21 protein-coding genes are annotated in these 20,967 nt (G+C 71.5%); 12 read left to right on the top strand and 9 right to left on the bottom strand.

Features of this window, described 5'->3' with window-relative positions; translation table 11 throughout:
* Nucleotides 1-2 precede the first annotated feature (2 nt).
* The gene (locus ACIBJC_RS09360) at nt 3-671 is read left to right on the top strand and encodes a histidine phosphatase family protein (protein ID WP_399289958.1); all 669 of its coding nucleotides are present in this window, start codon (nt 3-5) and stop codon (nt 669-671) included.
* A 99-nt stretch (nt 672-770) separates the two neighbouring features.
* On the opposite strand, the gene ACIBJC_RS09355 is transcribed toward ACIBJC_RS09360, so the two are convergent.
* Nucleotides 771-1,034 (bottom strand): GlsB/YeaQ/YmgE family stress response membrane protein, encoded by a 264-nt coding sequence (locus ACIBJC_RS09355; protein ID WP_399289956.1) that lies wholly within the window; start codon nt 1,032-1,034, stop codon nt 771-773.
* 83 nt (nt 1,035-1,117) lie between these two features.
* Complete coding sequence (locus tag ACIBJC_RS09350; RefSeq protein WP_399289954.1) at nt 1,118-1,732, bottom strand: TIGR03086 family metal-binding protein; 615 nt, start codon at nt 1,730-1,732, stop codon at nt 1,118-1,120.
* Nucleotides 1,733-1,811: 79 nt separating this feature from the next.
* Here ACIBJC_RS09350 and ACIBJC_RS09345 point away from each other — a divergent pair, with 79 nt between their 5' ends.
* Nucleotides 1,812-2,609, top strand: coding sequence for a DUF6597 domain-containing transcriptional factor (locus tag ACIBJC_RS09345; protein WP_399289952.1), 798 nt, complete (start codon nt 1,812-1,814; stop codon nt 2,607-2,609).
* A 124-nt stretch (nt 2,610-2,733) separates the two neighbouring features.
* A complete protein-coding gene (locus ACIBJC_RS09340; protein ID WP_399289950.1) occupies nt 2,734-3,468 on the top strand; it encodes a Mut7-C RNAse domain-containing protein in 735 nt (244 codons plus the stop codon).
* 141 nt (nt 3,469-3,609) lie between these two features.
* On the opposite strand, the gene ACIBJC_RS09335 is transcribed toward ACIBJC_RS09340, so the two are convergent.
* Nucleotides 3,610-4,104: a hypothetical protein gene (locus ACIBJC_RS09335; RefSeq protein ID WP_399289948.1), complete on the bottom strand. Its 495-nt coding sequence runs from the start codon at nt 4,102-4,104 to the stop codon at nt 3,610-3,612.
* 86 nt (nt 4,105-4,190) lie between these two features.
* Here ACIBJC_RS09335 and ACIBJC_RS09330 point away from each other — a divergent pair, with 86 nt between their 5' ends.
* From ACIBJC_RS09330 to ACIBJC_RS09320, 3 genes are all read left to right on the top strand, one after another.
* Nucleotides 4,191-4,547, top strand: a complete 357-nt coding sequence (locus ACIBJC_RS09330) for a YnfA family protein (RefSeq protein WP_329822467.1) — start codon at nt 4,191-4,193, stop codon at nt 4,545-4,547.
* A 70-nt stretch (nt 4,548-4,617) separates the two neighbouring features.
* Entirely contained in the window at nt 4,618-5,391 is a 774-nt protein-coding gene (locus ACIBJC_RS09325; RefSeq protein WP_399289946.1) for an SDR family NAD(P)-dependent oxidoreductase, read from the top strand.
* Between the two features lie 161 nt (nt 5,392-5,552).
* Nucleotides 5,553-6,452 (top strand): hypothetical protein, encoded by a 900-nt coding sequence (locus ACIBJC_RS09320; RefSeq protein ID WP_399289944.1) that lies wholly within the window; start codon nt 5,553-5,555, stop codon nt 6,450-6,452.
* Nucleotides 6,453-6,504: 52 nt separating this feature from the next.
* On the opposite strand, the gene ACIBJC_RS09315 is transcribed toward ACIBJC_RS09320, so the two are convergent.
* Nucleotides 6,505-7,698, bottom strand: coding sequence for an RtcB family protein (locus ACIBJC_RS09315; protein ID WP_399289942.1), 1,194 nt, complete (start codon nt 7,696-7,698; stop codon nt 6,505-6,507).
* 162 nt (nt 7,699-7,860) lie between these two features.
* Here ACIBJC_RS09315 and ACIBJC_RS09310 point away from each other — a divergent pair, with 162 nt between their 5' ends.
* From ACIBJC_RS09310 to ACIBJC_RS09300, 3 genes are all read left to right on the top strand, one after another.
* Nucleotides 7,861-8,736 (top strand): DUF3558 domain-containing protein, encoded by an 876-nt coding sequence (locus ACIBJC_RS09310; protein ID WP_399289940.1) that lies wholly within the window; start codon nt 7,861-7,863, stop codon nt 8,734-8,736.
* 147 nt (nt 8,737-8,883) lie between these two features.
* The gene (locus tag ACIBJC_RS09305) at nt 8,884-9,702 is read left to right on the top strand and encodes a DUF3558 domain-containing protein (protein ID WP_399289937.1); all 819 of its coding nucleotides are present in this window, start codon (nt 8,884-8,886) and stop codon (nt 9,700-9,702) included.
* 178 nt (nt 9,703-9,880) lie between these two features.
* Entirely contained in the window at nt 9,881-11,395 is a 1,515-nt protein-coding gene (locus ACIBJC_RS09300; protein WP_399289935.1) for a DUF2637 domain-containing protein, read from the top strand.
* 90 nt (nt 11,396-11,485) lie between these two features.
* Here ACIBJC_RS09300 and lysS read toward each other — a convergent pair whose 3' ends face one another.
* Entirely contained in the window at nt 11,486-13,240 is a 1,755-nt protein-coding gene (gene lysS / locus ACIBJC_RS09295) for a lysine--tRNA ligase (protein WP_399289933.1), read from the bottom strand.
* A 236-nt stretch (nt 13,241-13,476) separates the two neighbouring features.
* Here lysS and argS point away from each other — a divergent pair, with 236 nt between their 5' ends.
* A complete protein-coding gene (gene argS, locus ACIBJC_RS09290; RefSeq protein ID WP_399289931.1) occupies nt 13,477-15,243 on the top strand; it encodes an arginine--tRNA ligase in 1,767 nt (588 codons plus the stop codon).
* Between the two features lie 24 nt (nt 15,244-15,267).
* On the opposite strand, the gene ACIBJC_RS09285 is transcribed toward argS, so the two are convergent.
* Nucleotides 15,268-16,119 (bottom strand): helix-turn-helix transcriptional regulator, encoded by an 852-nt coding sequence (locus tag ACIBJC_RS09285; protein ID WP_399289929.1) that lies wholly within the window; start codon nt 16,117-16,119, stop codon nt 15,268-15,270.
* 86 nt (nt 16,120-16,205) lie between these two features.
* On the opposite strand from ACIBJC_RS09285, the gene ACIBJC_RS09280 reads away from it, so the two are divergent.
* Entirely contained in the window at nt 16,206-17,042 is an 837-nt protein-coding gene (locus tag ACIBJC_RS09280) for an SDR family NAD(P)-dependent oxidoreductase (protein WP_399289927.1), read from the top strand.
* A 340-nt stretch (nt 17,043-17,382) separates the two neighbouring features.
* Nucleotides 17,383-18,543 (top strand): methyltransferase domain-containing protein, encoded by a 1,161-nt coding sequence (locus ACIBJC_RS09275; RefSeq protein ID WP_399289925.1) that lies wholly within the window; start codon nt 17,383-17,385, stop codon nt 18,541-18,543.
* Here the strand turns inward: ACIBJC_RS09275 and ACIBJC_RS09270 are convergent.
* The 3 genes from ACIBJC_RS09270 to ACIBJC_RS09260 all read right to left on the bottom strand — a co-directional run bounded on the left by ACIBJC_RS09270 (nt 18,448) and on the right by ACIBJC_RS09260 (nt 20,833).
* Nucleotides 18,448-19,329: an N-acetylmuramoyl-L-alanine amidase gene (locus tag ACIBJC_RS09270; protein ID WP_399289923.1), complete on the bottom strand. Its 882-nt coding sequence runs from the start codon at nt 19,327-19,329 to the stop codon at nt 18,448-18,450. The genes ACIBJC_RS09275 and ACIBJC_RS09270 overlap by 96 nt on opposite strands.
* Nucleotides 19,330-19,395: 66 nt before the next feature.
* Entirely contained in the window at nt 19,396-19,884 is a 489-nt protein-coding gene (locus ACIBJC_RS09265; protein WP_399289921.1) for a MarR family winged helix-turn-helix transcriptional regulator, read from the bottom strand.
* A 34-nt stretch (nt 19,885-19,918) separates the two neighbouring features.
* Nucleotides 19,919-20,833, bottom strand: a complete 915-nt coding sequence (locus ACIBJC_RS09260) for an NADP-dependent oxidoreductase (protein ID WP_399289919.1) — start codon at nt 20,831-20,833, stop codon at nt 19,919-19,921.
* Nucleotides 20,834-20,967: the final 134 nt, after the last annotated feature.

Raw genomic sequence — 20,967 nt, 5'->3', positions numbered from 1 at the left:
TCATGACGATCCGCGTCCTGCTCATCTCACCCGCCATGGGACCGGCCCTGCGCGCGGCCCGCTTCGGCGAGGAACCCCAGGAACCCGAGCAACCGGAGGCGCCCGGCACCCCCGGGACCGGGCCGGGGAGCGCGGTGGACGCCGCCGGGGTGCGTCGGACCGAAGCCGTACGGGAGGACTTCCTCCGTACCGCCCGCCCGTCCGCCGTGTACGTCTCGCCCTCGCCCCGCTGCCGTACGACCGCCGGCCTGCTCGGCCTGGACGCCCGGCCGCTGACCGACCTCGCGCCGTGGGCGATGGGCCGCTGGCAGGGCAGGACCCTCGACGAGGTCGCCGCCGAGGAACCGCGGTCGGTGAGCACCTGGCTCACCGACCCGGCCGCCGCGCCGCACGGCGGGGAGTCCCTGCTCGCGCTGTACGCCCGCGTCGGCCGGTGGCTCGACGCGCTGGACCCCGGCACGCCCCGGGTGGTCGCCGTGACCGAACCGGACCTCGTCCGCGCCGCCGCCGTCCACGCCCTCGGCGCGCCCGCCGGGGCGTTCTGGCGGTTCGACGTACGGCCGCTGACCGTCACCGAACTCACCGGGCGGGACGGCCGCTGGAACCTGCTCGGCGGCCGTCCGCTCACCGGCGGCCCGCTCACCGGCGAGGAGTCCGGACAGGAGATCTGAGGGCCGGCGGACCTGAGGGCCGACCGATCCGAAGGTCAGCCGATCTGAGGCTCAGCGGATCCGGGGGTCAGCGGCTCCGGGGGGCAGCGGCTCCGGGGGTCAGCCGCGGCCCTTGGCGCGGTCCAGCGCGGCCACACCCACGGCCGCCAGGCCGACCTGGATGACCAGCTCGATCCAGTCGAAGCCCCTGGTGTCCGCGACGCCGAACGCCGCCGCGACGAACGTACCGACCAGCGCCGCGACGATACCCACGGCGATGGTCCACAGCATCCCGATGCGCTGGCGCCCGGGCACCACGAGCCGTCCGAGCACACCGATGACGATGCCGACGACGATGGCGACGAAAATGCCGGATATCTCCATGTCCCCTCCTCTTCGCCCATTACTGCCGAAAGTGCGAAAGTGGTACTCGTCGACCGTGTGCCCGCCTTACGGACGCCGAACCCTCAGCCTCGCGGCGACGTCCAGTAGGGGTCGCGTCCGGTCAGCGCCAGCAGTACGTCGAACGCGGCGGCGTCCTCCGCCACCGCCACCGGCTCCCCGAACACCCCCATCTTCCGGGCCGTCGGCGCCAGCGCCCCGAACTCCGCGACCAGCACCCCGACGAGCGACGCGTCCGGCTCGTACGGCTGCCCCGTCGCCCGCGCCAGATCCCACGCGTGCACCGTCAGGTCCCCGAGCACCATCGAGCCGACCGTCCTGGCCGGCAGCCCCATCGCCCCCGACGTGCCCTCCTCGGCGCCCGGCGCGTCCCAGGCGTCGACGAGCCGCACCGTCTCCGCGGCGAACCGCTCACGCCACTGCCCCGCGAGATGCTCGGGGGCGGCGCCGAAGTCGGCGTCCCGCTTCGCGGCGAGCGCCTGGAAGTTCACGACGACCTGGAAGAGATGGTCCGCGAGGGCGTGCACGTCGTATTCGGCGCACGGCGTCGGCGCGCCGAGCTGGTCGTCGCCGATGCCACGGACGACGGGGAGGGCACGGTCCGCGGCCACCCGCAACAGCGCGCTGATCTTGGTGTCCCTCTTGGTGTCGGTCTTGTCGATGCCGGTCTTGTCGCTCATGGCTCCGACCGTAGGGACGGCCGGACCGTGCGTCTTGAACAAACGCGACACGTGAACAAACGCGACATAGGATCCGGCCATGGCTGGTCCACGGCGTGACACCCGGGGCATCGTCGACGCCCCCGGACTCTTCGCGCGCGTACGGTTCCGCCGCCGCGAGCCCGCTCCGGCGCTGCGGCCGTATCTGGAGCACTACTGGCTGATCGACTGGGACCTGGAGCAGCCGTACGTCTCCCACGTGGTGCCGCACCCCTCGGTGAACGTGGTGTTCCAGCGCTCCGGCACCCTCGCCCCGCACGGGGAGGTCGCGGGCGTCGGCCTGGAGCTGTTCACGCAGAAGCTGGCGGGCCGCGGCCGGGTGTGCGGGGTCCAGTTCCGGCCGGGCGGCTTCCGGCCCTTCGCGCCGCACCGGCCCGTCGCGGAGTGGACGGGGCGCCGGGTCCCGGTCGCCGACGTCCTGCCCACGGCGGACGCGGACATCGCGGCGATCCTGGACCCGGACGACGAGGACGCGCGGGTGGCCGCGCTCGACACCCACCTGCTGGGCCTCGCACCGCGCCCCGACCCGCAGGCCCTGCACGCCATGGCCCTCGTCGACCGGATCAGGACGGACCGTACGATCCGGCGCGTCGCCCGCCTCACCGAGGAGGAGGGCGTCTCGGCGCGCTCGCTGCAACGCCTCTTCGCCGCGTACGTGGGCGTGGGCCCCAAGTGGGTCATCCTGCGCTACCGCATCCACGAGGCCCTGGAGCGCGCGGAGTCGGGCGCCGTCGACTGGCCCGCGCTCGCCGCCGACCTCGGCTACAGCGACCAGGCGCACCTCGTCCGGGACTTCACCGCGACGGTAGGGGTCCCGCCCACGGCGTACGCCCGCTGACGCGGCGGCTTCCGGCACCAGACCCGGGACGGGACGCGGGTGTACGAACAGGGGCTCCTCCTCTCTCCCCCGCACGGCCGGGAAATGCCTGGCCCGCCCGGTCGCGCGGTGGCATCCTGACGGCGTGAACGGACCGGAGATCCAGATCGCCATCGCCCCCGAACTGCGCCTCTTCGTCGCGGCCGAGCGCCGTGCGGGACGTACGGCCCTGCGCACCGACGGCTCGTCCACCCTCGGCCACGCCGTCGAATCCCTCGGCATCCCGCTCACCGAGGCGGGACCGCTGCTGGTCGACGGCCGCGAGGTGCCCTTCTCGCACATCCCGGCCGCGGGCGAGTCCGTGGACGTACGGTCCGTGCCCCGGCCGCAGACCGTGCCCGGCGCGCCCCTGCGCTTCCTCCTCGACGTCCACCTCGGCACCCTCGCGCGCCGGCTGCGGCTGCTGGGCGTCGACGCGGCGTACGAGAGCGAGGACCTGGGCGACCCGGCCCTGGCCACGCTCTCCGCCGCCGAAAGCCGGGTGATGCTCTCCCGCGACCGCGGACTGCTGCGCCGCCGCGAGATCTGGGCCGGCGCGTACATCTACAGCGACCGCCCGGACGACCAGCTCAGGGACGTGCTCCAGCGCTTCGCCCCCGTCCTCGCGCCCTGGACCCGCTGCACCGCCTGCAACGGCGAACTGGGCCCTGCGGACAAGGAGTCCGTCCAGGAACAGCTCCAGCACGGCACCCAGCGCGGCTACGACGTCTTCGCCCGCTGCGCGGCCTGCGGACGGGTCTACTGGCGCGGCGCCCACCACGCCCGCCTGGCGGCGATCGTCGACGACGCGGTACGCGAGTTCGGCGACGCGGCGGCGTGACGCGGGGCCGAGGGCCCGGGAACGAAGACCCGGGAACAAGGGCCTGGGAACAAGGGCCTGGGAACAAGGGCCTGGGAACAACGGTCCGGGACGAAGGCCCGGGAACGAGGACGCGGGAACGAGGACCCGGGGTCCGACGCGTCAGAAGGCGTACCGGTCCCCGGTGTCCGGCGCGAGGACCCGGTGCCGGTGGTTCTCCGGGTTGAGGTCGTCCGCGCCGCCGTTCCACGCGGTGTCGATCCGTACGACGATCTCGTCCGGCCCGCCGGTCGTCCGCAGGTCGAGCGTCAGCTCGCTGCTCCGCCCGATCGGCCGGAGCAGCCCCGTACGGCACAGGACCGTACGGTCGCCGCCCCACAGACAGGCGGACGGCAGCGCCTGGCCCGCGGCCACCGGGGCCGAGAAGTCGAGCCGTACGGTCGCGTCGGCCAGCCCGGACGGGCCGTGGTTCTCGGAGCCGAGGAGGACCGCGAGGTGCCCGCCCGACAGTGACACATGCCCGTGATGGGCGAGATCGGCCTCGACGGCGGCGGCGTTCTTCCCCGGCACGCCCGCTCCCGCGCCCGGGGCCGCGCCCATGACCACCGCCGAGGCGGCCGACACCAGTACCAGCACCACTTTCCGCATGACAGCCATGAGCGGAAGATAGTGATCATCACACTGTCATTCGGGCCACTCGCCCACCCGCACGCCCCACATCACCCGCATGGCAGGCTGTCCGCATGCTCGTGCTCCGCTCCGCCGCCCTCTTCCTCCTCGCCGCCGTCTTCGAGATCGGCGGCGCCTGGCTCGTCTGGCAAGGCGTACGCGGCGACGGCGCGATCGGCAGCGGCGGACGCGGCTGGGTCTGGATCGGCGCCGGAGTCATCGCCCTCGGCGCCTACGGCTTCGTCGCCACGCTCCAGCCCGACGGCGAGTTCGGCCGGATCCTCGCCGCGTACGGCGGGATCTTCGTCGCGGGCTCGATCGTCTGGGGCATGGTCGCCGACGGCTACCGCCCCGACCGCTGGGACGTCTCGGGCGCCCTGATCTGCCTGGCCGGCATGGCCGTGATCATGTACGCGCCCCGAGGCCACTGACCGTTTCCCGCCCCGCCGCGCGCCGCGCCTATCCTGGCCGGAGTCGATCACACGCGCGAGGAGTTACGTCATGAGCGCCACGGGGACCCCCATCGCCGTCATCACCGGAGCGAGCAGCGGCATCGGTGCCGCCACCGCGCGGCACCTCGCCGCCGCGGGCCACCACGTCGTCGTCACGGCACGCCGCAAGGACCGGATCGAGGCCCTCGCCGCGGAGATCAGCGCCGCGGGCCACCAGGCCACCGCGTACGCCCTCGACGTCACCGACCGCACGGCGGTCGACGCCTTCGCCGCCGAACTGGACCGCTTCGACTCCGTGAACGTCCTGGTCAACAACGCGGGCGGCGCACTCGGCGCCGACCCCGTCGCCACCGGCGACCCGGCCGACTGGCGGCAGATGTACGAGACGAACGTCCTCGGCACCCTCAACCTCACCCAGGCCCTGCTCCCCGCGCTCACCGCGAGCGGCGACGGCACGGTCGTCGTCCTCTCCTCCACGGCCGGCCACGGCACGTACGAGGGCGGCGCCGGCTACGTCGCCGCCAAGCACGGCGCCCACGTCCTCGCCGAGACCCTCCGCCTGGAGATCGTCGGCACCCCGGTCCGGGTGATCGAGATCGCCCCTGGCATGGTCAGGACCGAGGAGTTCGCCGCCACCCGCTTCCGCGGCGACCAGGAGAAGGCGGCCAAGGTCTACGCGGGCGTGGCGGACCCCCTGACCGCCGACGACGTCGCCGACACGATCACCTGGGCGATCACCCGCCCGAGCCACGTCAACGTCGACCTCCTGGTCCTCCGCCCGCGCGCCCAGGCCTCCAACACGAAGGTGCACCGCGAGCTGTGAGGTGGGGGGAAGCGCACTCGTTCGAGTGAACGAATCACGTTCGGCCACGCGGACGAGCGGTCAAGCCTACGGTCGGTCTCATCACAGCAAAGAGAATGGCTCTTGGCAGGGATTGCACTCCCCGCCAAGAGCCTGACCACCGAGGAAGCGAGACCTTCCCCATGGCTGAACGTGAGCCTAGCGCGCACCAATACACCCTGGATGACGCGCTGAGCACTCCCGATCCGCTCGACATCGGCACCTCAGGGTTCATGGACCTTGAGAACCCCCACTACGCCTATATGTTCGGCTTCTTACAGGCCGACGGGCACCTTGCTCAGGGGACCGGCCGAAAAGGCAGTCTCACGGTCGAGATCAACGCCCGCGACATCGAGATCCTGCGTGAATTCCAACGGCTGACTCCGCACCACAGCTCCATCAACGAACGCACCCGCTCGACGAACTTCGCGGAGAAGCACCACTCGGCGACATGGACCTTGTGCTCCCTGGAAGCCAGGACCGTCCTCCATCAACTCGGACTGCCCTACGGCCGCAAGTCCAGGACGGTCGCTCCGCCCCGCGTCCCGTTCGTCCGGCGCGACTACCTGCGAGGGGTCATCGACGCGGACGGTTCCGTCGGCTTCACGGGACAGGGCTATCCGTTCGTCTCCCTGACGACGGCGAGTACAGCAGTCGGCGCCTACCTCTGCCGCTACGTGCGGCAGCTCACCGGCGCGGAGCGCATCATCAAGCGCAATACCCGCGACGGGATCTACAACGTCGTCTACACAAAGGAAGCGGCCGTGCAACTGGCCGCCCACCTTTACTATCCGGGCTGTCTGGCCCTGGAACGAAAGCAAACCGCGGCCGACTCACTCGCCGTCTGGAAACGCCCGGCCGACATGAAGATCGCGCCTCCGCGCCGCCGATGGAAGGCCCAGGAGGACCGCGTTCTGCTCGAAGCCGGCAATCCGGAAGACGCCGCCCAGGCACTCGGCCGGACCGTGGCAAGCTGCGCCCTTCGCCTCTGGCGCCTACGAAGTGGCCAGGTCGCACCGCCCCCGCCGGAACCGCTCGCCTGACGTTCCGCCGGAAAACCGACGGGCCCCGGGTCGAATCCCGGGGCCCACCGCCTCACCCCTTGACGCACACGACCTGCTTCAGCTTCTCCACCACCTCGACCAGGTCCCGCTGCTGATCGATGACCTGCTCGATCGGCTTGTACGCCGCCGGGATCTCATCCACGACACCGGAGTCCTTCCGGCACTCCACGCCGCGCGTCTGCTCCTCCAGGTCCTGCGTCGAGAACCGCCGCTTCGCCGCGTTACGGCTCATCCGCCGGCCCGCGCCGTGCGAGGCCGAATTGAAGGCAGCCGTATTTCCGAGGCCCTTCACGATGTACGTGCCGGTGGCCATCGAGCCGGGGATGATCCCGTAGTCGCCGGATCCCGCGCGGATGGCGCCCTTGCGTGTCACCAGCAGGTCCATGCCGTCGTACCGCTCCTCGGCGACATAGTTGTGGTGGCAGGAGATCTCCTGCTCGAACGTGACCCGGGCCTTCTTGAACTCCTTCCGGATCACATCCTTGAGCAGGCCCATCATGATGGCGCGATTGTGCTTCGCGTACTCCTGCGCCCAGAAGAGATCGTTCCGGTATGCCGCCATCTGCGGGGTGTCCGAGACGAAGACGGCCAGGTCCCGGTCCACCAGCCCCTGGTTGTGGGACAGCCTCTGCGCCACACCGATGTGGTGTTCAGCGAGTTCCTTGCCGATGTTCCGGGAACCGGAGTGGAGCGTGAGCCACACGGCACCCTGGGAATCGACATTGACCTCGATGTGATGATTTCCCGATCCGAGCGTTCCCATCTGCTTCACCGCGCGGCCCTCACGGAACTTGACCGCGTCGGTGACTCCCCCGAACCGCTCCCAGAAGTCCCCCCATCCCGCCGTCGGGAATCCGTGCAGCCGCCCCGGGTCCACCGGGTCGTCGTGCATCCCCCGGCCCACCGGAATGGCCTGTTCGATCTTGGAGCGCAGCCGGGACAGGTCGCCCGGCAGGTCGTTCGCCGTCAGGGACGTCTTCACCGCCGACATTCCGCAGCCGATGTCCACGCCCACCGCCGCCGGGCAGACCGCGCCCTGCATCGCGATCACCGAGCCGACCGTGGCGCCCTTGCCGTAGTGCACGTCCGGCATCACGGCGAGGCCCTTGATCCACGGCAGGGTGGCGACATTGCGAAGCTGCTGCATCGCGCCGTCCTCGACCGTCGCCGGGTCGGCCCACATCCGGATGGGCACCTTCGCGCCCGGTACCTCTACGTATGACATTTTTCCTCAATTCCCCCGAAAGTCTGGATAACGCAAAAACCGGAGCCAAGGCAGCCATAGGGGACGGCCGACCAGCGTCGACGGCATCGCGTGCGATAGACATTGTGTCCATCGACCGTCATCCGGCGGCAAGCAGTTTTGGCGAGAAGGGAGCCCGGGACCGTGCGGTTCAAGGCGCGACGCGCGTACGTACCCGGCCTGGCGGCGCTCCTCGTGGCGGCCGTCGCCGGCTGTTCGGCCGGCAGCGGCGACGACGGCTCGGCCGGCGACGCCAAGCCCGGCGAGACCACCAGCGCGACCGCGGCCCAGCCCGGCAAGTACCGGACCCTGCGCGAGGCGTGCGGTTCGGTGCCGCGCTCCACGCTCAGGGACCTGCTGCCGGGCGCCGCCTCGCTCCCCGAGGACCAGCAGGAGAAGGCGTACCAGGGCACGGCCGCCGTCACGTACGACACCGACCGGCGCGTGGGCTGTAGCTGGAAGGCCGACTCGCCCGCCGCGTCGAACCAGCTCGTGATCGACGTCGAGCGCGTCGTGTCGTACGACCCCGCTGTGAGCGACGACACCCGCGCGCAGGAGGTCTACGCCAAGAAGGAGGCAGGCGCGAACATCGCCCCCGCCACCCCCTCCACCCCCTCCACCTCCTCCTCCGGTACGCCGGGCGCGTCCGGCGCCCCCGGTGCTTCGGACAGCCCCGCGGCCCCCGGGCCCCAGACGGTCGCCCCCTCCGCCACGCTCTCCGGAACGCCGTCCACGTCCGCATCGGGGGGCGCGACCGCGGAGGCGACCGCCACCGAAGGTCTCGAACCGCGCGTCCTCGACGACCTCGGCGACACCGCCTTCCTGGACGACGTCCTCGCACGCTCCGGTTCGGCTGCCCAGCACCGCACGGTGAGCGTGGTGTTCCGCACATCGAACGTGATCGTGACCGTCCGGTACACCGAGCAGCCGGCCCTCTCCACCGAGGTCCCCGACAGCAAAGAACTCCAGGACAAGGCGCGGGGACTGGCCCGTACGCTCGTCGACCAGCTCAACGAATAGGGACGGGCGGGGGCGGGTACGGCCCGCCCGCCGCCCCGCACCGGAGTCCGGCTCCGGGCCCCGCGGGACGGGCTCGGCAGTTACCGTGGCCGCACGCGACCGCACGAGAGACCGCACGCGACCGCCTCAAGGAACCCTGAAGGAACCATGCACCGATCAGCCTCGCGACTCACCCGCATACTCGCCTGCGCAGCCGTTCCGGTGATGCTCGCCGTCGCCGGCTGCTCGTCCGACTCCGGCGACAAGAGCGACGCGGACAACTCCACCACCCCCTCCCGCTCCCCGTCCCCCACCGTCTCGCCCGCGAAGTTCAGCGCGCTGCCCGACGCGTGCAAGACGTTCAGCGGCAAGACGGTCGAATCGATGGTCCCGAAGGCCAAGGTCAAGGGCGGTACGGAAGGCAAGTCCAGCGACATCGCCACGCGCGGGAGCTGCTCCTGGAACGGCCTGGACGACAAGGGGGTCAAGGGGTCCCAGTACCGGTGGCTCGACGTCTCCCTCATGCGGTACGACTCCGACACGACGCTCGGCAGCGGTGCCAAGCGGGCCGGTGAGTACTACACGAAGGAACTCGCGAGCGCCCAGGGCACCGAGACGGCCAAGGACGTCAAGACGGCTCCCGGGGCCGGCATCGGTAACGAGGCGAGCACAATCACGTACACGCTCAAGAAGAGCGGCGCGGACTTCTCGTACGCCACCGTCGTGGCCCGTACGGAGAACGTCGTCATCACCCTCACCTACAACGGCACGGGCTACGCGGGCGCCAAGGCCCCGAGCGTCGCCGATCTGTCGAAGGACGCGGTGAGCGCCGCGAAGGAGGCCGTGGCGGCGGTCTCCGGCGGTGCCGGCGGGGCGGACAGCTCCGGTGGCTCGGGCGGCTCCGACTCCTCGCCGAGCAAGTCGCCCGGCAAGCCGGAATCGTCCGGCGCGCCCGTGGACTCCGACGCCAAGGCAAAGTCCGAGTAAACACGATCACGGTCGCCGACCGCCCCTTTTCCTCCCCTTTTGCCGGGAACGCGGCCCTCTCCGGAGGGCCGCTCCCCGCTCCCCGCGCCACGTCATCCGCACACATGTGCCAGGCTGTGCCCGCCAGATGACGTCAGGACGTCATGTGCCTGATGCCGAAAACGGGAGGGGATCGCGGGTGGCCGCGATGGAGCTGACACGTACGCACCGGATACTCATCGGGGTCGTGGTCACCGGAGCGGTGATCATCGCCGCGATCGGTTTCGCGGGCTCCTACGCCGCCGTACGCGAACTCGCCGAGCTCAAGGGCTTCGGAAAATTCTCACTGGTCTTCCCGATCGGTATCGACGCGGGTATCTGTGTACTGCTCGCACTGGACCTGCTCCTGACCTGGATGCGGATCCCCTTCCCGCTGCTGCGCCAGTCGGCCTGGCTGCTGACGGCCGCCACCATCGCCTTCAACGGCGCGGCGGCCTGGCCGGACCCGCTCGGTGTCGGGATGCACGCGGTCATCCCGCTCCTGTTCATCGTGTCGGTCGAGGCGGCGCGCCACGCGGTCGGCCGGATCGCGGACATCACCGCCGACAAGCACATGGAGGGCGTACGGCTGACGCGCTGGCTGCTCTCGCCCGTCCCCACGTTCATGCTGTGGCGCCGGATGAAGCTGTGGGAGCTGCGCTCGTACGAGCAGGTCATCAAGCTCGAACAGGACCGGCTCATCTACCAGTCGCGCCTCCAGGCCCGGTTCGGCCGCAACTGGAAGCGCAAGGCGCCCATCGAGGCGCTGATGCCGCTGCGGCTCGCGAAGTACGGCGTTCCGCTCGCCGACACGGCCCCCTCGGGGCTGGCCGCGGCCGGGATCGAACCGGTGCTGCTGCCGCCCGCGCCCGCCCCTGAGCCCGCACCGGCCCTGGCCGAACTCCCGCAGGCCAAGGCCGAGATACCGGCGGGGCCGGCACCGGTACAGGAGCAGGGGCAGGGGCAGGAGCCGGTACAGGCGCAGGCGCAGGACCTGGAGCAGCCCCAGCAGCCCCAACTTCCCCAGCAGCAGCGGGAGATACCGGCCGCCGCGCCCGCGCTCCTCCAGAAGCAGCCTCAGCAGCAGTCCCAACAGCAGTCCCAGGCGCAGCAGCCGCCCCAGCAGCAGGGCCCCGGGCCCACGCAGGTGAGCCCCTGGTTCGCGGCGCCTCAGGTGCCCGAGGGCGCGTACGAGGGCGCGTACAACCCCACGTACGTCGAGGGTCTTGAGCCCACCCCGGTGATGGTTCCCTCCGGCCCGGAAGGCACCCCCGACGGCGGCCCCGCCCCCGCGCCGGGGCGCAACCGCCGTCCCCTGGGCGGCATTCCGGGCCAGGCGTCCCCGTCGCAGTACGCCGAGCCGCAGCCGCAGCCCCAGCCGCAGGACCGGGGCCAGGGTCAGACCCGGCCGGAGGAGGCGGTCGAGGACCAGCCCGTCTCCGGTTTGCCCGACGACATCACCCGTGAGGAGGCGTACTTCAGCGCCTTCCGCAAGTACGTCAACGAGTACGGCGGCTTCCCCAACGCCCGCCAGTTCGGCATCTACTTGATGGACCTGTACGGCATCACGGGGCGTGGCGGCAACCCGCTGAGCGAGAACTCGCTGAAGCCCTATCTCAAGGACTTCGGCTCCCGCTACCAGTCGGAGCTGGACAACAACGAGTACATCGCCTGATCCCTGATCCCTGATCACGTGTGAGGGGGCTGCCTGTCCGGTACAGGCAGCCCCCTCACACGTATCCGATCCGCTTCCCGCGCTCCTCGCTCAGGCGCCGAGCAGCTTCCTCACCCGGTCCGCGCCGACCGCCAGCAGCAGGGTGGGCAGCCGCGGCCCGGTCTCCCGGCTCACCAGCAGCCGGTACAGCAGCGCGAAGAACGACCGCTGCGCGATCTTCAGCTCGGGCGTGGGCTTGGCGTCCGGCTCCAGGCCCGCCATCACCTTGGGCACGCCGTAGACGAGCGTGGTCAGCCCGTCCAGCGACCAGTGGCTGTCCAGCGCTTCGAGCAGCCGCCGCAGCGACTCGCGCCCCTCGTCGTCCAGCGAGCCCAGCAGTTCCTCGTCGGGCTCGGCGCGCACGATCGTGCGTGCCTCGGCGGGCACCTGGCTCGTGATCCAGTTCTCCGCGCGGTCGAGCCGGGGGCGCGCCTCCTCCAGCGAGGACAGCGGGTGCTCGGGGTCCAGCTCGCTGAGGATCCGCAGGGTCTGCTCCTCGGCGCCGGCCGTGATGTCCACGACCGAGGCGAGGGTGCGGTACGGCAGCGGGCGCGGTGTGCGGGGCAGCTCTCCGGCGGCCGTGGTCGTCGCCCGCGTGTACGCGGCGGCGTCGGCCGGGAGGACGGAGCCGTCGGCGACCTTGCGCTCCAGCGCGTCCCACTCGTCGTACAGCCGCTGGATCTCCTGGTCGAAGGCGATCTTGAACGACTGGTTCGGCCGGCGGCGCGCGTACAGCCAGCGCAGCAGCGGCGCCTCCATGATCTTCAGCGCGTCGGCGGGAGTGGGTACGCCGCCCTTGCTGGACGACATCTTCGCCATCCCGGAGATGCCGACGAAGGCGTACATCGGGCCGATGGGCTGCACCCCGTCGAAGATCTCGCGCACGATCTGCCCGCCGACGACGAACGAGGACCCGGGCGAGGAGTGGTCCACGCCGGACGGCTCGAAGACCACGCCTTCGTACGCCCAGCGCATCGGCCAGTCGACCTTCCAGACCAGCTTGCCGCGGTTGAACTCGCTGAGCGCGACCGTCTCGGAGAAGCCGCACTCCGCGCAGGTGTACGTCAGCTCCGTCGTCGCGTCGTCGTACGCGGTGACGGTCGTCAGGTCCTTTCCGCAGCCGCCGCAGTACGGCTTGTAGGGGAAGTACCCGGCCGAGCCGCCGCTGCCGTCGTCCTCGGCGGCGGCGCCGGAGCCCTCGGCGGCCTCCAGCTCGGCCTCCTCGGCCTTCTTCTGCCCCTGCTTCTGGCCTCCGGCCGACGCCTTGCCCTTGTCCTTGGTCCGGTACCGGTCGAGGATCGCGTCGATGTCCGCGCGGTGCCTCATCGCGTGCAGGATCTGCTCGCGGTACACCCCGGCGGTGTACTGCTCGGTCTGGCTGATCCCGTCGTACGTGACGCCCAGCTCGGCCAGCGCCTCGGTCATCGCGGCCTTGAAGTGCTCGGCCCAGTTCGGGTACGCGGACCCGGCCGGGGCGGGCACCGAGGTCAGGGGCTTGCCGATGTGCTCGGCCCAGGACGGGTCCGTACCGGGAACGCCCGCCGGGACCTTGCGGTAGCGGTCGTAGTCGTCCCAGGAGATCAGGTGCCTGACCTCGTACCCGCGCCGGCGGATCTCGTCGGCGACGAGGTGCGGGGTCATGACCTCGCGGAGGTTCCCCAGGTGGATCGGGCCCGAGGGGGAGAGACCGGACGCGACGACGACGACCGGTTTCGTGCCAGGCGCACGTCGCTCCGCCTCGGCGATGACATCATCCGCGAAACGGGAGACCCAGTCGGTCTCGGTGCTCTGAGCCACGATCGGCACGTCCTTCTTCTTTCCTCGTACGCTCAAACGATCTCGTACGCCCAACAAACCTGGCGTCCGCCATTGTCCCAGGTACCACCGACAGAGCGAAAATGGCTTTGTTCCCCATGGGATACTGGGAGGAACTTTCTCGCGGAACGTGCGGACTCGCGGGCCCTCGGATTCTCGGACCCTCGGACTCGCGGACTCGTACCCTCCGCGGCACACCCTCCCCCGACAGGAACGGCATCCAGCCCATGGCCCCGGTCACTTCCCTCGCCTCGACCGTCGATCAGCGCATCGCGGACGCTCTCTCGGCTGCCCTGCCGGAGGCCGGTTCCGCCGATCCGTTGCTGCGACGCAGCGACCGGGCCGACTACCAGGCCAACGGCATCCTGGCGCTGGCGAAGAAGCTCAAGGGCAACCCCCGGGAGCTGGCGGCGCAGGTCGTCTCGGCGCTGACGGCGCCCGGCCTGATCGAGGAGATCGAGGTCTCGGGCCCCGGCTTCCTCAACATCACGGTCGCGGACCGGGCGATCATCGAGACCCTGGCGGCCCGCGCGGCGGACGAGCGGCTCGGCGTCCCGTACGCGGAGAAGTCCGGCACGACGGTGGTCGACTACGCGCAGCCGAACGTGGCGAAGGAGATGCACGTCGGGCATCTGCGGTCGGCGGTGATCGGCGCGGCGATGGTCGAGATCCTGGAGTTCACGGGCGAGCGGGTGGTCCGGCGTCACCACATCGGCGACTGGGGCACCCAGTTCGGCATGCTCATCCAGTACCTGATCGAGCACCCGCACGAGCTGGACCACGACGCCACCGCCGCCGGGGTGGACGGCGAGACGGCGATGTCCAACCTGAACCGCCTCTACAAGGCGTCGCGGGCGCTCTTCGACTCCGACGAGGAGTTCAAGGCGCGCTCCCGGGACCGGGTGGTGGACCTCCAGGCCGGGGACAAGGAGACGCTGGCCCTCTGGCAGCGCTTCGTGGACGAGTCGAAGATCTACTTCTTCTCGGTCTTCGACCAGCTCGACATGGAGATCCGGGACCGCGACATCGTCGGCGAGTCCGGCTACAACGCCATGCTGGAGGAGACCTGCCGGATCCTTGAGGAGTCCGGCGTCGCGGTCCGCTCCGAGGGCGCGCTGTGCGTCTTCTTCGACGACGTGAAGGGCCCGGACGGCAACCAGGTCCCCCTGATCGTCAAGAAGACCAACGGCGGCTACGGCTACGCGGCCACCGACCTCTCCGCGATCCGCGACCGGGTGGGCAACCTGGACGCGTCGACCCTGCTGTACGTGGTGGACGCGCGCCAGTCGCTGCACTTCAAGATGGTCTTCGAGACGGCCCGCCGGGCCGGCTGGCTGAACGACGAGGTCAAGGCGGTCCAGCTCGCCTTCGGTACGGTCCTGGGCAAGGACGGCAAGCCGTTCAAGACCCGTGAGGGCGAGACGGTACGGCTGGTGGACCTGCTGGACGAGGCGGTCGAGCGGGCGACGGCGGTCGTCCGGGAGAAGGCCCGCGACCTGAGCGAGGACGAGATCGCCGAGCGCGGCAAGCAGGTCGGGATCGGCGCGGTGAAGTACGCCGACCTGTCGACGTCGGCGGCCCGTGACTACAAGTTCGACCTGGACCAGATGGTCTCGCTGAACGGCGACACGTCCGTCTACATCCAGTACGCGCACGCCCGTATCCGCTCCATCCTCCGCAAGGCGGGCGACACGGCCCCCCTGGCCCACCCGGAGCTGTCCCTGGCCCCGGCGGAGCGGGCGCTCGGGCTGCATGTGGACCAGTTCGGCGAGGTCCTGGCGGAGGTGGCGTCGTCGTACGAGCCGCACAAGCTGGCCGCGTACCTGTACCAGCTCTCGTCGCTGTTCACGACGTTCTACGACCAGTGCCACGTCCTGAGCGACGACAACCCGCGCGAGCTGGTGGAGAACCGCCTCTTCCTCTGCGCGGTCACCGCCCGCACGCTGAAGCGGGGCCTGGCCCTGCTGGGCATCCAGGCGCCCGAGCGCCTCTGAGGGATCGCGCTCGGCTTTCCCCGGTCAGCCCGGCACGTCCATGCGCTGTGTGCCGATCACCGACAGGAGCCGTAGCTGCTCCTGCGCCGGGGTGCCGGGTTCGGCCGTGTAGATCACGACCTGCTGGTCCCGGTCGGCGATGTCGAGGACGTCGCAGTTGACGGTGATGGGGCCGATCAGCGGGTGGGTGATGGTCTTGGTCAGGGCGGGCTCGGTACGTACCTCGTGGGCGTTCCACAGCCGGGCGAACTCCGCACTGCCGGAGAGCAGGTCGCCCACCAGCGCGGCCACCTCGGGGTCGTCGGGATAGCGCGCGGCCACGGCACGCAGGTGCCGGGCGGCGGAGTGGGCGAACGTCTCCGCGTCCGCCGGGACCTGGAGCAGCCGCTGCCCCCTGTGCGGTTCCAGGAAGGCCCAGCGCAGGAGGTTGCGCTCCGGCCGGGACAGCGCGGAGAAGTCCGCGACGAGCGCGGCGGCCAGGTCGTTCCAGGCGAGCACTTCCTGCGTCGCGGACAGGACCATCCCGGCGGCCTGCGGCAACCGCTGCAAGAGGTCGAGGATGCTCTGCCGCACCTCGCGCGAGGGCCCGGACGGCGGGGCGGGCGGGGCGCCGGCGAGGTGGTGGAGGTGGTCGCGCTCGGCGTCCGTCAGGCGCAGGGCCCGGGCCACCCCGGCGAGCACCTCGCCCGACGGGCGCGGGGCCCTGGCCTGCTCCAGGCGCGTGTAGTACTCGGTCGAGATGTACGCGAGCTGGGCCACCTCCTCCCGGCGCAGCCCCGGGGTACGGCGGCGCGGACCGGCGGGCAGCCCCACGTCACCAGGGGCGATCCGCTCGCGCCTGCTGCGGAGAAATCCGGCCAGTTCGTGTCGGTCCATACCTCCAGTGTGCGCGGCGCCGGGGGCCCCATCCAGGTACCGCCGATGCCTGGATACGCCCCGCCCGCGGTCGCAGGCTTGCCGACATGGACCACAACACACAGCCCCCCACCCCCACCCCCACTCCCACCCCCGCATCCGCTTCCCCCGGCTCCACCGCGCAGGGCCTGCTGGCCGGCAAGGTCGCCTTCCTCACCGGCGCCGGCCGCGGCATCGGCGCCGCCGCGGCCCGCCTGTTCGCCCGGGAGGGCGCCCGGGTGCTCCTCGCCGCCCGTACGGAGGCACAGCTCAAGGCGGTGACCGAGGAGGTCCGGGCATCGGGCGGCACCGCCGACTACGTGGTGTGCGACCTGGCCGACGCGGCGAGCGTACGGGCCGCCGTCGACCGCACCGTGGACCTGTACGGCCGCCTCGACGTCGCGTTCAACAACGGGGCGATCGGCCAGCACCCCGGCCCGATGGACCTGACCGAGGAGGCGGAGTTCGACGCCCTTTACGGCGTGAACCTCAAGGGCGTCTGGCAGGCTCTGGTCGCCGAGGTGTCCGCGATCCGGGCCACGGCCGGCACGGGCGCCATCGTCAACGTCTCGTCCGTCGGCAGTTGGAGGGGCAACCCCGTGCTGCCCGCCTACGGCGCGATGAAGCGAGCGGTGAACAGCCTCACCGAGTCGGCCGCCGTGACGTACGGCCCGGAAGGCATCCGCGTCAACGCCGTCGCCCCCGGCGGCACGCTCACCGACATGCTCCACGCCTGGGACGCGGAGACGCCGGGCGTCATCGACCAGGTGAGCGCGCACACCCCGCTGCGCCGCGCGGCCGACCCCGCCGAGATCGCCGAGGCAGCCGCCTGGCTCCTCAGCGACCGCGCCTCCTACGTCACCGGGGAGGTCCTGGCGGTCGACGGCGGCCTGCGGGCGGCCTGACGGCCCGCGGGCGGCCCGACCCGAGGGGGCCGCGCGTCCCGCCGTGGGCGACGAAGCAGATCGGGCCGGTGCGGCACCGCGACGCTCAACGTCGGCGTGGCCGCAGAGCCGCTCGCGCGCCCCCTCTTCGCCACCGTACGCAACCACCGACCGGCAACGGCCCCTTTTCCGCACCGGCACTCTCCGATACGCTCAGTCACTCATAGTGATCAGATGTGTGAAGGAGGCCCCGGATGGCCGGTAATCACGGCGGCAAACCTGACACGGCGGAGAGCGACGGCCACAAGCCCGACAGGCCCATCCCTCCGCCCGACCCGAAGCGTCCGGAGACACCGAAGCGGTGAGCGGAGAAGACTCTGCGGCGCCCCTCGCCGACCAGTTGACCCGAGCGGGGCACCTCACGCCCGCGTGGCGTGACGCCTTCGCCCGGGTCGACCGGGCACGGTTCCTCCCCGACCGCGTCTGGATCCGCGGCGACGACGGCTACCACCCGGTCGACCGCACCGCCGAGCCCGCCCGGTGGGGCGCCCTCGCCTACGACGACCAGGCTCTCGTCACCCACGTCGAGGACGTCCACGCCGCAGCGGACGGCGGCGAGACGGCGCGCGTCCCGTGCAGTTCCGCGAGCATGCCGCGGGTCGTCGCGCTCATGCTCGACACCCTCGACGTCGCCGACGGCATGAGCGTGCTGGAGATCGGCACGGGCACCGGCTACAACGCCGCGCTCCTCTCCGAGCGGCTCGGCGACCGCCACGTGGTCTCCGTGGAGGTGGATCCCCGTATCGCCGACGCGGCGCGGGCGAACCTGAAGAGCACCGGATACGCGCCCACCGTCGTCACCGGCGACGGCACCCTGGGCAGCCCCGCGCACGCGCCGTACGACCGTACGATCGTCACCTGCGCCCTTCATACGGTGCCGTACGCCCTGGTCGAGCAGACCGTCCCCGGCGGGGTCATCGTGCTGCCGTGGGGAACGGGCCTCTACAACGGCGTGCTCCTGCGTCTCACCCGGGCCGGGGACGGCACCGCGAGCGGCCCGGTCGTCGGTGACTCCGCGTTCATGTGGAACCGGGGCGAGACGCCCCACCGCGACGTGATGGCCACCGTACGGACACGGCCCCCCGCGACCACGCCGAAGCGCGCGACCACCGGCCTCGACCCCCGCTCCGTCTTCGGCGACGAGGACGCCGCCTTCACCGCCGGTCTCCTCGTCCCCGACTGCCGCTACAGCGTCGGCCACGGCCCCGGCGGCGAGTTCACCCTCTGGCTGGCCGACCACTCCACCGGCTCCTGGGCGAGCGTCGACCACACCCCGGGCGCGGACACCCATCCCCTCCACCAGCACGGCCCCCGCGCACTCTGGAGCGAGGTGGAGGCCGCGTACGCCTGGTGGCAGCGGGCCGGCTCACCGGTCCGTACGCGGTACGGGCTCACCGTCACCCCCGCCGGACAGCACCTCTGGCTCGACGCCCCCGAGCACACCCTGCCCCCGCACCCCTGACCCGACCGGACCGCCGCCCACCGGACCGCCGACCGCGGGACCGGGCCCGTGCCGCAGGCGGGCCGTCTCCTCGCGCAGGCGGGGCAGCGCGTCGTACAGCGCGTCGCCGGGGCAGGTGGTGTCGTACTCGTCGCGGTGGCCCGAGATCACGCTCAGCTCCACCGGCGTGCCCTCCGGATACCGGCTGCCGTCGCTGCTGGAGACCAGCCGTGTCCGCCCCTTCGGGTCGGCCCCGGGCCCCAGTTTCCAGGCCGCCACCGCCGCCATGGCCCGGAGCATGCGCGCCGGGACCCGCTCGCCCTTCTCGAAGTGGCCGAGGGCGGCGATACCGACGCTGCGCTCGTTGAAGCCCTTCGTGTGTGCCCCCTTGACCGCCCGGTCGACGCCGCCCGCGCGCCCCTCGTAGATCGTTCCGCAACGGTCCACGACGAAGTTGTAGCCGAGGTCGTCCCACCCCATGCCGTTGATGTGGTGCCGCTCCATCGACAGCAGCATGGCGGGCACGTCGGTCGCGCAGTCGTAGTTGTTGGAGTGCAGCGTGTGGTGCACGAACACAGCCTGTACGGGCCCGGTGTACAGCGGCTCCTCCCGTACGGCCCCCTCGTCCGCCCGCCACGCCCGCCGCTCCACCACGGGCGGCCTCGGCGCCCCCTCCGGACGGGCGCGCGCTTCACGACGGGCCGGGGCCGACCGATCGCGGTCGGGGGCGTCGCACGTCACGAGGAGGAGCCCCGGCAGACAGAGCGCTGCCGCCACCCTGACCCGGTCCACCCTGCGTCGCCCCATGGCCCCACATTGCGCCCGCCCCCGTCGCACCGGGCTGCTGTGTACGCCGGCCGGGTGAACGAACCCCTACCCGGCAGGTGCCTGCCGACCGTGGTCCCTGACCGACTTCTCGATGGTGTGCGCACACGTGGTGAACATCTCGACCTGGTCAAGGGTCAGATCGCGTACGGAAATCCGCTCCAGGGCGCGCCACATGTCGGCGATGGGCTCCTCCAGGGCGCGGCCCGCATCGGTGAGGCTGACCACCATGACCCGCCGGTCGTGGGCAGCGGGCTCCCGGGTGAGCAGTCCGGCCTCCTGCATGCGGCGCAGCGACTTGGAGACGGTGGAGTGGTCGAGGCCGGCACGCTCCAGAAGTTCCGCCTGTGTCCGGCCGTCGCGGTCGAAGAGCTGCATCAGCAGCAGTTCCTGTCCCGGGTGCAGGTTCAGGGCGCGCAGCATGGCGGCGGCGTGGCCGCGGTGGGCGCGGGCGAGCTGGAAGATGGCGTAGCTCAGTCGCCCGTCGCGCGCCGCGTTCGGCACCTCAGGCAGCTCCGATGAGGTGGTGTCGGGCATTGCTGCTCCCTGGTCACAAGAGTGGGGTGATCGGTCAGTTGACGGTGAGGACGATTTTGCCTCGGTTGTGGCCGCCGTCGCTGGCCTGCTGCGCCTTCGCGGCTTCCGCGAGCGGGTAGGTGGCGCTGATCGTGGTCACCAGGGTGCCGTCGGCGGCCTGCTGGGCCAGTTCGGCCAGCCGCGCGGCGGAGCGGCGCTGCGGGCCCTCGGCGAAGACGACGCCGAGTTCGCGGGCGCGGAAGTCGGCGGTGGTGACGATCCGGTCGGTGCCGCCGCGCAGGGTGATGGAGTCCTCCAGCGCGCCCTTGCCCGCGGCGTCGAAGACGGCGTCCACCCCGCCGGGGGCGAGCTCGCGGACCCGCTGGACCAGGTTGTCCCCGTAGACCAGCGCGGTCGCGCCGAGCGAGGTGACGTACTCCTGGTTGGCCGGTCCGGCAGTGCCGATGACGCGGGCGCCGCGGGCGACGGCGAGCTGGACGGCGATGGTGCCGAGCGCGCCGGACGCCCCGTGGATCAGCAGCGTCTCGCCCGAGGTGACGTCGAGCAGGTCCAGCACGCGTTCGGCACCGTCAGTCGCCACGGGCAGGGCGGCGGCGTGCGTCCACGTCAGGCCGGCCGGCTTGGGCGCGAGGACGGCCGCGGGTGCCAGGGCGTACTGGGCGTAGGAGCCGGTGTCGGACCAGCCCAGGACCTCGTCCCCAACCTTCAGGTGGTCGACGTCCTCGCCGACGGCGTCGACCACACCGGCGATCTCCCCACCGGGCACGGCGGGCAGCGTGGTGGGGAAGATGGCCTCCATGCCGCCGGAGCGGATCTTGCCGTCCACCGGGTTGACGCCGACCGCCTGGATCCGCACACGGACCTGGCCGGGGCCGGGCTGGGGGACGTCGATCTCGGCCTCGTGCAGGACCTCGGTGCCGCCGAACGCGTCGAAAACAATGGCCTTCATGACGTGGTCTCCTCAAGTGTCCTCAAGCGGGATGCCGCGCCGACCAATTTCCGTGGCCAGCCACATAAAAGTAACACCGATTATGTGGCTAGCCAAGTAATTGCTTCGAGGAGGCCCCGGGCACCCTCAACCGC

Source organism: Streptomyces sp. NPDC050509 (assembly GCF_044457965.1).
In the GTDB taxonomy this organism is placed as follows: domain Bacteria; phylum Actinomycetota; class Actinomycetes; order Streptomycetales; family Streptomycetaceae; genus Streptomyces.
This window is presented reverse-complemented; position numbering and strand designations above follow the sequence as displayed.

Bases quoted from the DNA above. Each gene is read 5' to 3' on its own strand.
- ACIBJC_RS09330 (WP_329822467.1), top strand. From the start codon at position 4,191: ATGCTCGTGCTCCGCTCCGCCGCCCTCTTCCTCCTCGCCGCCGTCTTC.
- ACIBJC_RS09280 (WP_399289927.1), top strand. From the start codon at position 16,206: ATGGACCACAACACACAGCCCCCCACCCCCACCCCCACTCCCACCCCC.
- ACIBJC_RS09350 (WP_399289954.1), bottom strand. From the start codon at position 1,732: ATGAGCGACAAGACCGGCATCGACAAGACCGACACCAAGAGGGACACC.
- ACIBJC_RS09270 (WP_399289923.1), bottom strand. From the start codon at position 19,329: ATGGGGCGACGCAGGGTGGACCGGGTCAGGGTGGCGGCAGCGCTCTGT.
- ACIBJC_RS09325 (WP_399289946.1), top strand. From the start codon at position 4,618: ATGAGCGCCACGGGGACCCCCATCGCCGTCATCACCGGAGCGAGCAGC.
- ACIBJC_RS09320 (WP_399289944.1), top strand. From the start codon at position 5,553: ATGGCTGAACGTGAGCCTAGCGCGCACCAATACACCCTGGATGACGCG.
- argS (WP_399289931.1), top strand. From the start codon at position 13,477: ATGGCCCCGGTCACTTCCCTCGCCTCGACCGTCGATCAGCGCATCGCG.
- ACIBJC_RS09285 (WP_399289929.1), bottom strand. From the start codon at position 16,119: ATGGACCGACACGAACTGGCCGGATTTCTCCGCAGCAGGCGCGAGCGG.
- ACIBJC_RS09315 (WP_399289942.1), bottom strand. From the start codon at position 7,698: ATGTCATACGTAGAGGTACCGGGCGCGAAGGTGCCCATCCGGATGTGG.
- ACIBJC_RS09360 (WP_399289958.1), top strand. From the start codon at position 3: ATGACGATCCGCGTCCTGCTCATCTCACCCGCCATGGGACCGGCCCTG.
- ACIBJC_RS09355 (WP_399289956.1), bottom strand. From the start codon at position 1,034: ATGGAGATATCCGGCATTTTCGTCGCCATCGTCGTCGGCATCGTCATC.
- ACIBJC_RS09265 (WP_399289921.1), bottom strand. From the start codon at position 19,884: ATGCCCGACACCACCTCATCGGAGCTGCCTGAGGTGCCGAACGCGGCG.
- ACIBJC_RS09260 (WP_399289919.1), bottom strand. From the start codon at position 20,833: ATGAAGGCCATTGTTTTCGACGCGTTCGGCGGCACCGAGGTCCTGCAC.
- ACIBJC_RS09305 (WP_399289937.1), top strand. From the start codon at position 8,884: ATGCACCGATCAGCCTCGCGACTCACCCGCATACTCGCCTGCGCAGCC.
- ACIBJC_RS09335 (WP_399289948.1), bottom strand. From the start codon at position 4,104: ATGGCTGTCATGCGGAAAGTGGTGCTGGTACTGGTGTCGGCCGCCTCG.
- ACIBJC_RS09345 (WP_399289952.1), top strand. From the start codon at position 1,812: ATGGCTGGTCCACGGCGTGACACCCGGGGCATCGTCGACGCCCCCGGA.